Origin of the sequence: Micromonospora sp. DT4 (genome assembly GCF_049841675.1) — a bacterium.
Classification (GTDB): Bacteria; Actinomycetota; Actinomycetes; order Mycobacteriales; family Micromonosporaceae; genus Micromonospora.
Genome location: NZ_JBNCKT010000158.1, coordinates 1 through 9548 on the forward strand (window position 1 = coordinate 1; position 9548 = coordinate 9548).

A 9548-nucleotide genomic window follows, 5' to 3' on the forward strand; every position below is an offset into this window, starting at 1 on the left:
AAGCCGACGCGCGTCCCGCACCGTAACGCCCATACACCCCAAACGATCACAAACCATTTGGGTTACGGGTCAATAAGAATCCGCTCTGATGCCTGGCCCGCGGCGCGTGTCTCATCCACGCCGGCCACACCATGGGGTCAGGCGCGCCGGCGCGACCGGGCCGCCCACACCGCGTACGCCGGGTCGCGGTCGAGGTTGTGGCGGTCCCGGTCGTAGCGGCGGGTGGTGCGCGGGTCGGCGTGCCCCATGGCGTCCTGCACGTCTTCGAGGGGTACGCCCTCGGAGCGGGCGGTGGTGGCGAACGCGTGTCGCAGCGAGTGCGGGGACAATCGCGCCCAGGCCGGAATGCCGGCGGCCCGGGCGAGGCGGCGGACCATCCGGAACACCGAGTGCCGGTCGAGCCGTGCGCCGCTGGCGGTGACCAGCAGCGGCCCGGTCAGCTGCGTCACCGGCACCCCGGTGGCGGCGGCCCGCTGGGCCAGGTACGCGTCGACGGCGTACGCGGTGCCGGGGGTGAGGGCGCGACGGCGCTGCTTGCCGCCCTTGCCGACGAAACGCACGCTGCGGTGCCCGCGTTCGGCGCCGAGGTCGGTCAGGTCCAACGAGACCAGCTCGCCGACCCGCAGGCCCAGGTCGGCCAGGAGCGCGATCGCCGCGCGGTTACGGGCCGCCGTCGGGCCGGTCTCGGCGTCGGCGGCGGTGAGCAGGGCGTCCACCTCCTCAGGCGTGAGCCCGATGGTGGCGGAGTGGTCCCGGTCGACGCGGGGCCGGTCCGCGCCGGAGACCGGGTTGGCCGGCACGCCACCGAGCTTGACGAGGAAGTCGTACCAGCTCGACAGGGCGGACAGCCGGCGTGCGACGGTCGCCGGGGTCAACGGTCGGCCACTGCGGGCCGCGAGTGTGGACTCCAGCGTGCGGGCGTACTCGTTGACGTGCAGGAACGTGGCCCGCAGCGGGTCCAGGTCGTGGCCGGCGCACCAGCCGAGGAACGCGCTGACGTCGCGCCGGTAGGCGTCGCGGGTGTGCTCGGAGAGCCGACGGTTGCGCAGCCACGCCTCGGTGACGTCCATCGGCGCGCTGGGCAGGGCCGGTCGGGCGGTGGGGCGGGTGAGCAGGGGCGCGTCGGAGGACACCATGTGAAAAAGGTTCTCAGCAGCGGATGGGATTGCCACGCAGGCGCGCCGACGCGCTGATACCGCACGCCGACGGCCGGCGCCCTCGGTGCGGGCGCCGGCCGTCGAAGGCTGCGTTTCAGGCGTTGATCGGCCGTCGGCCGTTGCCGTTGGCGGTGATGGTGACCCGGCGGGGCTTGGCCCGCTCGGCGACAGGGATGCGCAGCGTCAGCACCCCGTGCTCGTAGCCCGCCTCCAGCTTGTCGGTGTCGAGGGTGTCACCGAGGAACAGTCGTCGGGTGAAGGTGCCCATCGGACGTTCAGCGGCGACCAGCTCGATACCGTCGCCGGCGGGTCGGCGGCGCTCGGCACGGACGGTCAGGACGTTGCGCTCGACGGTGCAGTCGATGGTGTCGGGGTCGACGCCGGGCAGGTCGAACGCGGCGTAGAAGAAGTCTCCGTCGCGGTAGGCGTCGAGCTGCATCGTCGCCGGACGGGCTGCCGTACCGAAGAACTGCTCGGCAAGCCGGTCCACCTCGCGGAACGGGTCGGTACGCATCAACATGGTCATGCCTCCTCGGTTCTCCTGGCCAAAGGTGATAGTTGAGTCGAGGTGACTCAACTTCCTCTTCTTATTTAGCGCCTTCCGAGCCGGCCGTCAACTCCTTCTCGAACCAGTGCTCCGCGTACGGGCCGTGCGTGTACGCGGGGATCTCGGCGTAGCCGTGCCGGGCGTACAGCGCGCGGGCCTCGACCAGGTCGGCGCGGGTGTCCAGGCGAATCCGGTCCGCTCCGGCGGCCAGGGCACGCGCCTCGACGGCGGCGAGCAGGGCGGCCCCTCCGCCCATGCCTCGGTGCGCGGGCCGGACGAACACCCGGGTCAGCTCGGCCCAGTCCCGGTGCCAGCGCAACCCGGCGCAGCCGGCCAGATCCGTGCCGCGGTGGGCGAGCAGGAGCACACCACTCGGGTACGCCAGGTCGTCGCTGGGCATCTCGGCCAGCGCGGCGTCGACCTCGCCGGGTCGAGCCGGGCGGCGGTGGTAGCGCACCACCATCTCCGTCATGTACTCGCGCAACAGGAGTGTCGCGTCCGGATGGTCGGGCCGGACGGCGTCAGCCCGGTGTCGACTCTGGGGAACGTGGCCCGGGTTCGCCCATCGGGCGACGGTCTTCGGGTGCACACCGATCCGGTCGGCGAGGCTCTCGGCCGTGTGGCCCGCCTCGGCGAGCGCTGCGACAAAGGCGTGGTTCATGCCGTTCCTCCGTGGGAGCAAATGGGCTGCGCCAAGGAGACTGCGTAACGCTGTGTGGTTGTCCAGAGACTCCCGGCAAAGTGGGGTATCGACGGCGCGGCCGGCAGGGACCCGAACCCGGCGGACGCGTTCGCAGCGGGGGCCGTTTCCGCCACCAGAAGCGGCCCCCGCTTCCACCAGCCGATGAGGAGGACGACAGCCGTGCCGCACATCGAGGAAAAGGCCAGGAGACGCACGCACTCCCCGTTGCGCCCGTCGTGGCGTTGCCCGGTCTGCGGCATCCTCTGGCCCTGTTCGACCGCGAAGCTGCGTCTGCTCGGCCAGTACCGCGAGGACCGTCCGGGTCTGTTGACCCACCTCGCGGCGGTCCAGAAGGAGGCCGAGGTCGAACTCGCCGCGCTCAACCCGGATGTGGCGCTACCCGACCTGACCCCGCGTTTCGTCGGCTGGGCGCAGCCCCGCTGAGCAGATCGGCCCGTCGGTGCGCAGTCGCGCGTGCTGGTGCATGTCGTGCCAGCCGTCGGCGTGCCGCATCGACTGGCGCGCCACACCCTCTACGGCGAAGCCGCCCCGCGTGGCGACCCGGCACGACGCCGCGTTGGCCGTCGAGTGGTTCAGCTCCAACCGGTGCAACCCCGCCTGCGTGAAGCTCCACAGCGTCAACGCCCCCAGCGCCTCGGTGGCGAGCCCCCGACCGCGCGCGTCGGGCAGCAGCCAGTACGACACCTGCGCCGACCCCTCGCTCAGCAGCACGTCCCGCAATCCCGTCTGGCCGACCGGCCGGTCGTCGTCCTCGACGATCGCCCAGCTCACGGCCGTCTCGGCACGCCAGTGGACCGCCCACTGCGCCGTCCACGCCCGCGCCTCGTCGTCGCTGTCGAGACGGCGGACATGCCACCGCTGGATCGTCGGGCAGTCGAAGGCGGCGCGCACGACCGGGGCGTCCTCGTCACGCCACGGCCGCAGCGCCAACCCGGGGCGTACCCGAAGGTGGGGTTGCTCCTGGGCGGCGAGACTTCCGGGAGGCAGGGCGGGGGTGACGAGCAGCGGCATCGGCCCATTATCGGGCCGGCGGCCTCACTCCCCGGTCGGGTCTCCTGCCAGCTCGGTGACCACGTCGAGGTGGCCGAGGTGACGGGCGTACTCCTGCACCAGGTGGAACAGCACCCGTTCCAGCGACGCCGGGTCCGCGCCGTTCCAGCGCGGGCCCGGCGCACCGATCTCGGCCAGGTCGTGCGCGGACACCACGGCGGACGTGTGCGCGCCCTGCGCCCGCAACGCCGCCACCAGGTCGTCGCGGGTCTCGTCGGGGGCGACGTACCAGCGGTCGTCGCGACGGTCGCCCCACGGCTCGGCGACGGTCCGGCCTTCGAAGCCCCACTCGATCCAGCGCAGCTCGACGTGGCGCAGGTGGGTGAGCAGCTCCAGGGGGGTCCACCCGGACGGCAGCCGGCTGCGCCGCAGCTCCGACTCGTCCAGCGCCGACACCTTGGCGACCATGGACTCGCGGAAGTAGTCCAGGTAGCGTAGGAAGACCTCCGTGCGGCTGCCGGTCGGGATGGTGGGCTCGGGAAATGACGTCATGAGCCGGTCGGCAGGTCACGGCCGCGCTGACGGACCCCGGCCCCGCCGTACGGGTAGTCGCCGACCGGCGGCGCGCTCGCCTCGTCCAGCAGCCGCATCTGCTCCGCGTTCAGGACGAGGTCGGCGGCGGTCAGGTTGTCGTCGAGCTGCTCGGTGGTCCGCGCGCCCAGGATCACCGAGGTGACCGCCGGTCGGGCCGCCAGCCAGGCCAGCGACACCGCCGACATGGAAGCGCCGTGTTCCCCCGCGACCTGGCGTACCGCGTCGAGCACCCGCCAGGTGCGCTCCTGCGCGTTGCGACCCGCGTACGCCTCGACCCCGCGCTGCGGGTTCTCACCGAGCCGGGTGGCCCCGGTGGGCGTGGAGTCGCGCCGGTACTTGCCGGTCAGCCAGCCCCCGCCCAGCGGCGACCACGGCAGGATGCCGATGCCCTCGTTCTCGCAGACCGGCACCAGCTCGAACTCGATCTCCCGAGCCAGCAGGTTGTACTGCGGTTGCAGGGTCACGATCGGGGTGAGGTTGAGGTGCTGGGTGAGCAGAGCGGCCTTCTGCAACTGCCAGCCGGTGAAGTTGCTGACCCCCGCGTAGCGGATCTTGCCGGCGCGGACCGCGTCGTCGAAGAAGCGCAGCGTCTCGGGCAGCGGGGTCAGCGGGTCCCACGCGTGCGCCTGGTAGAGGTCGACGGCCTCGACACCGAGACGCCGCAGGCTCGCGTCCAGGGCACGGGTGAGGTGCACCCGCGACAGGCCGGCGTCGTTCGCCCCGGGGCCCATCGGGAACCGGCCCTTGGTGGCGATGACGAGCCGGTCACGCACGTCGGGCCTGGCCCGCAACCAGCGACCGACGATCTCCTCGGAGACGCCCCTGGAGTAGACGTCGGCGGTGTCGAGGAACGTGCCGCCGGCCTCGACGAACCGGTCGAGCTGGGCGAAGCTGCCCTCCTCGTCGGTCTCCGCGCCGAAGGTCATCGTGCCCAGACAGAGGGTCGACACCACCGTGCCGGTGGCGCCCAGAGTGCGGTATCGCATGTCGTCCTCTCGGTCCGAGTTGCAAAACTGATTTTCGCACCTGCTCGGAGCGCGTGCACCTGGAGGCTTTGCGGGCACCCACGCGCATGACGCTGCTCCTGTTCGCCGGGCGGTACGGCTACCACCGCGACGAGCTGTACTTCCTGCTGGTCGCCGCCATCGCCCGCGAGCTGGGCGGCGGCCCGGGTGGGCAGACTTTCGCCGCGGTGCTGGCCGCGCTGTCCGGCATCGTCCTCGCCGGCGGGCACCTGCTCAGCACCACGACCGTCGACCTGCTGGTCTGGCTCGGCGTGGCGTGGTGCGCGGTGCGGTTGCTGCGCACCGGCGACACCCGGTGGGCGCTCCCGCTCGGACTGGTACTCGGGGTCGGCATGCTCAACAAGCTGCTGCCCGCGCTGCTGGCCCTGGGCCTGATCGCCGGGGTGGTGCTCACGGGACCGCATCGGCTGCTGCGTGCGAAGTGGGTGCTCGCCGCCGCCGGGATCGCCCTGGTGCTGGCCGCGCCGAACCTGGTCTGGCAGGCCGCGCACGGCTTCCCGCAGCTCGGCGTGGCCGCCTCCATCTCCGCCGGGGACAGCTCCGACAGCGGTCGCCTGGACGCGTTCACCCTCCAGTTCGTCATCATCAGCCCGTACGCCGTACCGATCTGGATCGCCGGTCTCGTCGCGTTGCTGCGCCGGCCGGCGCGGCGCTGTTCCTGCTGCCCAGCGTCGTGCTGCTGTTGCCGGTGCTACCGGCCGACCGGCTGCCCGCCTTCGTGGTCGACGTCAACTACGACGCCGGGGAGACCATTGGCTGGCCGGCGTTCGCCGACTCACTCGCCGCCGTCCACCGTGGCCTGCCGGCGTCGGAGCGCGCGCGGGCGGTCATCCTGACCGGCAACTACGGCGAGGCCGGGGCGGTCGCGCGCTACGGACCGGACCGGGGGCTGCCCCGGGCGTACTCCGGGCACAACAGCATGGTCGAATTCGGTCGGCCGCCCGCCGACGCGGACGTGGTCATCGCGGTCGGCTGGGAGCGCCCCGACGCGCTGAACGGTTGGTTCGAGCAGTGCGTGCTCGCCGGGCGGGTGGATCAGCGGGTCGAGGTGGCCAACGACGAGAACGGCGGCCCGATCTACGTGTGCCGAGGGCTGCGGCGTCCGTGGGCGCAGATCTGGGACACCGAGGTACGCCACGCCGGCTGAGGTACGCCACGCTGGTTGGTCTGGGTGTGGCCGGTCGGCATCGCCGGCTGAGGCGGTCAGCCGGCGGGGTCGCCGGTGAGCCAGGCACGGACGGTGGCGAGGGCCTCGGGGCCGGAGTCGACGTCCACGTCGCGGGCGAGGTCGGCGATCGTGAAGCCAGCGAGAGCGTCGCGCCACGCCGTCTCGGCTGCCCACATGGCGCGGGCGATCGGGCACGCGCCGGTGCACTCGCTGGGCGGGGTGGCCAGCGGGCCGCGCTGGCGGATCTCGGTGCACACGAAGGCGGGACCCGGCTCGTCGACGGCGTGGACCACGTCCAGCACGCTGATCGTCTCGGGCGCGCGGGTCAGCGCGTAGCCACCGGATTTGCCCTGCACGGAGTAGATGAGCCCGGCGCGGGCCAGCGACTGGAGCTGCTTGGCGAGGTAACTGCCGGAGACGTCGTGCAGCTCCGCGAGCCGGGCGGCCGGGACCGGCCTGCTGCTGGTGGTGAGCACGACGCAGCAGTGCAGCGCCCACTCGACCCCGCCGGACATCTTCACGACCGGGGCGCACGCGACTACCTGCGCGCCCACGGCCCGGCCGTGCGGCTGGTCGACTGCGCCGACGTCGCCGACGACACCGACGTCGACCTACCCGACGAGGCCGCCACCCTCCCCCGGTAGCCGCGGCGTCTGGACCTCGTACGCTGCGCCACATGCTCTCCGGCGTCCACGGGCTGTCCCGCCACTTCACCCCCGACAGCCTGCGGGAGTACCTGCTCGCGCGCTCCACACGAGCCGAGACCGGCTGCCTCATCGTCACCGGCTACGGCTCCGAGCGTGGCGTCCACCAGAAGGTGGCTGGGCGCGCGTGGGCGCATATCGCCGCGTACGCCGTCCTCGTCGGCGACTACGACCCCGACCTGGAGGTCGACCACGTCTGCGGCGTCCCCGACTGCATCGAACCCACCCACCTGCGCCAGGTCACGCACGCCGAGAACTGCCGCTCCCGCGAGCGCCACCCGCGCTGCCGCAACGGCCACGACCGGGAGATCGACCCGGTCACCGGCACGTACCGCCGGGTCTGCCGCGCCTGCAACCGCGACGCGCAGCGTCGGTGGCGACAGCGCCAGGCCGCCGAGGTGGCCGAGGCCCGGCAGGCGTACGGGCACAGCTAGGAACCCCGTCGGCGGAATCTGTTCAAGATCTGCAAGCCAGGGTTACAGCGTGGGGCGGCGGCCGATGCGTCTCTTGAGTGAGGAGCAATGACGGGAGCGGGCGTGTCGTTCGAGGATTTCGTGGCGGGGTACGGCCGGTCGTTGGTGCGCCTGGCGTTCGTCCTGAGCGGCGACCGGCAAGTAGCGGAGGATCTTGCCCAGACCGTACTGGCCGACACGTACCGGCACTGGAAGCGGGTGCGCGCGGCGACAGACCCCGAGGCTTACGTACGCCGCATGCTGGTAAACGCGCACCTGAGCTGGCGTCGCCGGCGCTGGACGACGGAGCGGCCCGCCGACCTGCGCCAGGAGACCGGCGCCACGGTGGCCGACCCGGCCGACGCAGTCGCCGCCCGGGACCAGATGCGGGTGCTGCTGAACAGGCTCGCCCCGCGCGCCCGCACAGTGCTTGTCCTGCGGTACTACGCCGACCTGGACGACGCGGCGATCGCCGCGGCCATGGGGGTCGGCGAGAGCTCGGTGCGGGCCACCGCCTCGCGTGCCCTGGCGAGCCTGCGCGGGCCCGCGGACATCGACGCACAGAGGGAGACCCGATGAACCAGTCGACCGAGCGCGAGCTGCGCGAACTGTTCGCGGCCGAGGCCGCCGACGCCCCCGACGAGCTGGCCGTGGCCGCCGCGGCGGTGCGCAGGGTCCACCGCAGGCGGCGGACTCTGATGGTGGCGGCGGCAACGACCGGGGTGATCATTGCGGCGGGCGCGTATGGCGTCTACCGGCCGGCCGCGACGCCGCAGGCACAGCCGTCAGGCATCATCTCGTTCACACCGGTCGCTCCGGCGCCGGCGGCCGACCTGCCGGCCGGGGTCGAGCCGGGCGATCCGCTCGCCTTCGGCGCGGCGCAGTGCGTCAAGGCGTACTCACCGCAGACGCTCGCCGAGCTCCCCTTCGCCTTCGACGGCACCGTGACCGGCATCGGACCGGCACGAACCGAGCGCAGCAACCATCCGCCCCTGGACCTGCGATCGGTGACCTTCCAGGTGCACACCTGGTTCAAGGGCGGCTACGGGGGCACCGCCGTGGTGGACATGTCGCCGCCCACCGCGGGGGCCGGGACGGGCGATACCACGTCCGAGCATGTCCCTGCCTATCAGGTCGGCACCCGTTTGCTCGTGTCCGGCACGCCCCGCTGGGGTGGCGCGCCGCTCGCCGACCCGATCGCGTGGGGCTGCGGTTTCACCCGGTACTACAGCCCCTCGACGGCGGCCGAGTGGGCCACCGCGACGAAATGAACGGCCCGCGGGAGAAGGCGCGACGGTGATCATCATCGGCGCCGCGATGACGTTGACCGTCGGCGGCAGGCCCGTGAGTACAACAGCCTGATCTCTTACGCACATTAACTGTCATTATGATGTGCGTGCGGTATGTCCTGTTTGTGGGCAAGGATTAACGAATTATTCTTACCGGCAATCTGCTAATTAGGCGCGAGTCGAGGCACTGGAACGCGGTGGCATCGCCACCCCCACCCGTCGAGGATGTCCGGCATGAGCGACCCCAGCGCGAACGTGGTCAACGAGCAGGAGGAGACGCTGCACGGGGGCACCATGGGGGGCGCCATACGTGTCGGTGCCACCGTGCGACGAGGTGCCGGGGCGTGGAGCCCGACGATCCAACGCCTGCTAGGGCATCTTCGTGAGCGCGGCCTCACCTGGGTTCCGCAGCCGTTGGGAACCGACGAGCGGGGGCGCGACAACGTCTCGTACCTGCCGGGAACCATGCCTCAGTACCCACTGCCAGACTGGGTCTGGAGCCAGGACGTTCTGACCGATGCGGCCGTCCACCTCGCGCAACTTCACCAGGCCAGCGCGGGCTTCGACACCGCCGACGAGGTGTGGCAGTCCCCGGTGCGGCAGCCGACTGCGGTCGTCTGTCACAACGACTTCGCGCCGTACAACATGGTCTTCACCGACCGACGCCTCACCGGAGTCATCGACTGGGATACCGCCTCGCCCGGGCCTCGTGCGTGGGACCTGGCTTATCTCGCCTATCGGCTGGTGCCGCTGGCAGATCCCGACAACGGTGACGCTATCGACAGTCACCTGGGCGAGCGGGCACGTCGTCTGCGCATGCTCTGCGATGCCTACGGCTCGGAGCTAGGCCGTGTCTTGTGGATCAGGTTTCGCGGGCGAGGTCGCGGAGCCAGATCTTGATGGTGGCGATGTCGATGGT

Annotated in this window: 14 protein-coding genes and 1 pseudogene; 8 read left to right on the forward strand and 7 right to left on the reverse strand. The window is 71.8% G+C overall.

Annotated features, from left to right (window positions below):
* Positions 1-137: 137 nt before the first annotated feature.
* The 3 genes and pseudogenes from ACLQ24_RS27000 to ACLQ24_RS27010 form a co-directional block, all read right to left on the reverse strand.
* On the reverse strand, positions 138-1136 hold the full coding sequence (locus ACLQ24_RS27000) for a tyrosine-type recombinase/integrase (RefSeq protein ID WP_425894542.1): 999 nt from the start codon (positions 1134-1136) through the stop codon (positions 138-140).
* 115 nt (positions 1137-1251) lie between these two features.
* Positions 1252-1677 carry an Hsp20/alpha crystallin family protein gene (locus ACLQ24_RS27005; protein ID WP_425894544.1) on the reverse strand — a complete coding sequence of 142 codons (426 nt, stop codon included), beginning with the start codon at positions 1675-1677 and terminating at the stop codon, positions 1252-1254.
* Between the two features lie 157 nt (positions 1678-1834).
* Positions 1835-2365 (reverse strand): annotated as a pseudogene (locus tag ACLQ24_RS27010) (GNAT family N-acetyltransferase); the annotation flags it as partial.
* A 201-nt stretch (positions 2366-2566) separates the two neighbouring features.
* Here ACLQ24_RS27010 and ACLQ24_RS27015 point away from each other — a divergent pair.
* Positions 2567-2830: a flavin reductase gene (locus ACLQ24_RS27015; protein ID WP_425894546.1), complete on the forward strand. Its 264-nt coding sequence runs from the start codon at positions 2567-2569 to the stop codon at positions 2828-2830.
* Here ACLQ24_RS27015 and ACLQ24_RS27020 read toward each other — a convergent pair.
* The 3 genes from ACLQ24_RS27020 to ACLQ24_RS27030 are packed head-to-tail and all read right to left on the reverse strand — an operon-like array spanning position 2783 to position 4977.
* The gene (locus ACLQ24_RS27020; RefSeq protein ID WP_425894548.1) at positions 2783-3418 is read right to left on the reverse strand and encodes a GNAT family N-acetyltransferase; all 636 of its coding nucleotides are present in this window, start codon (positions 3416-3418) and stop codon (positions 2783-2785) included. The two genes, ACLQ24_RS27015 and ACLQ24_RS27020, sit on opposite strands and share 48 nt — an antisense overlap.
* A gap of 24 nt (positions 3419-3442) precedes the next feature.
* Positions 3443-3949 carry a DUF664 domain-containing protein gene (locus ACLQ24_RS27025; RefSeq protein ID WP_425894550.1) on the reverse strand — a complete coding sequence of 169 codons (507 nt, stop codon included), beginning with the start codon at positions 3947-3949 and terminating at the stop codon, positions 3443-3445.
* Positions 3946-4977, reverse strand: coding sequence for an aldo/keto reductase (locus tag ACLQ24_RS27030; RefSeq protein WP_425894552.1), 1032 nt, complete (start codon positions 4975-4977; stop codon positions 3946-3948). Before ACLQ24_RS27030 ends, ACLQ24_RS27025 begins: the two co-directional genes overlap by 4 nt.
* A gap of 86 nt (positions 4978-5063) precedes the next feature.
* Here ACLQ24_RS27030 and ACLQ24_RS27035 point away from each other — a divergent pair, with 86 nt between their 5' ends.
* Together ACLQ24_RS27035 and ACLQ24_RS27040 are read left to right on the forward strand one after the other, a co-directional pair.
* Positions 5064-5852, forward strand: a complete 789-nt coding sequence (locus ACLQ24_RS27035; protein WP_425894554.1) for a glycosyltransferase family 39 protein — start codon at positions 5064-5066, stop codon at positions 5850-5852.
* A gap of 83 nt (positions 5853-5935) precedes the next feature.
* The gene (locus ACLQ24_RS27040) at positions 5936-6163 is read left to right on the forward strand and encodes a hypothetical protein (RefSeq protein WP_425894555.1); all 228 of its coding nucleotides are present in this window, start codon (positions 5936-5938) and stop codon (positions 6161-6163) included.
* Positions 6164-6219: 56 nt separating this feature from the next.
* Here the strand turns inward: ACLQ24_RS27040 and ACLQ24_RS27045 are convergent, their stop codons facing one another.
* Complete coding sequence (locus ACLQ24_RS27045; RefSeq protein ID WP_425894557.1) at positions 6220-6660, reverse strand: RrF2 family transcriptional regulator; 441 nt, start codon at positions 6658-6660, stop codon at positions 6220-6222.
* Between the two features lie 9 nt (positions 6661-6669).
* On the opposite strand from ACLQ24_RS27045, the gene ACLQ24_RS27050 reads away from it, so the two are divergent.
* From ACLQ24_RS27050 to ACLQ24_RS27070, 5 genes are all read left to right on the forward strand, one after another.
* Entirely contained in the window at positions 6670-6828 is a 159-nt protein-coding gene (locus tag ACLQ24_RS27050) for a hypothetical protein (RefSeq protein WP_425894559.1), read from the forward strand.
* 32 nt (positions 6829-6860) lie between these two features.
* Complete coding sequence (locus tag ACLQ24_RS27055) at positions 6861-7322, forward strand: HNH endonuclease (RefSeq protein WP_425894561.1); 462 nt, start codon at positions 6861-6863, stop codon at positions 7320-7322.
* 102 nt (positions 7323-7424) lie between these two features.
* Positions 7425-7919: a sigma-70 family RNA polymerase sigma factor gene (locus ACLQ24_RS27060; protein WP_425894563.1), complete on the forward strand. Its 495-nt coding sequence runs from the start codon at positions 7425-7427 to the stop codon at positions 7917-7919.
* Positions 7916-8611 (forward strand): hypothetical protein, encoded by a 696-nt coding sequence (locus ACLQ24_RS27065; protein WP_425894565.1) that lies wholly within the window; start codon positions 7916-7918, stop codon positions 8609-8611. The genes ACLQ24_RS27060 and ACLQ24_RS27065 overlap by 4 nt, the downstream gene beginning before the upstream one ends.
* A 252-nt stretch (positions 8612-8863) precedes the next feature.
* Positions 8864-9529, forward strand: coding sequence for a phosphotransferase enzyme family protein (locus ACLQ24_RS27070; protein ID WP_425894567.1), 666 nt, complete (start codon positions 8864-8866; stop codon positions 9527-9529).
* The last annotated feature ends 19 nt before the right edge of the window (positions 9530-9548 follow it).

Excerpts from the sequence above, each read along its gene's own strand:
- ACLQ24_RS27065 (WP_425894565.1), top strand. The coding sequence starts at position 7,916 with ATGAACCAGTCGACCGAGCGCGAGCTGCGCGAACTGTTCGCGGCCGAG.
- ACLQ24_RS27020 (WP_425894548.1), bottom strand. The coding sequence starts at position 3,418 with ATGCCGCTGCTCGTCACCCCCGCCCTGCCTCCCGGAAGTCTCGCCGCC.
- ACLQ24_RS27025 (WP_425894550.1), bottom strand. The coding sequence starts at position 3,949 with ATGACGTCATTTCCCGAGCCCACCATCCCGACCGGCAGCCGCACGGAG.
- ACLQ24_RS27035 (WP_425894554.1), top strand. The coding sequence starts at position 5,064 with ATGACGCTGCTCCTGTTCGCCGGGCGGTACGGCTACCACCGCGACGAG.
- ACLQ24_RS27000 (WP_425894542.1), bottom strand. The coding sequence starts at position 1,136 with ATGGTGTCCTCCGACGCGCCCCTGCTCACCCGCCCCACCGCCCGACCG.
- ACLQ24_RS27040 (WP_425894555.1), top strand. The coding sequence starts at position 5,936 with ATGGTCGAATTCGGTCGGCCGCCCGCCGACGCGGACGTGGTCATCGCG.
- ACLQ24_RS27030 (WP_425894552.1), bottom strand. The coding sequence starts at position 4,977 with ATGCGATACCGCACTCTGGGCGCCACCGGCACGGTGGTGTCGACCCTC.
- ACLQ24_RS27070 (WP_425894567.1), top strand. The coding sequence starts at position 8,864 with ATGAGCGACCCCAGCGCGAACGTGGTCAACGAGCAGGAGGAGACGCTG.
- ACLQ24_RS27055 (WP_425894561.1), top strand. The coding sequence starts at position 6,861 with ATGCTCTCCGGCGTCCACGGGCTGTCCCGCCACTTCACCCCCGACAGC.
- ACLQ24_RS27005 (WP_425894544.1), bottom strand. The coding sequence starts at position 1,677 with ATGTTGATGCGTACCGACCCGTTCCGCGAGGTGGACCGGCTTGCCGAG.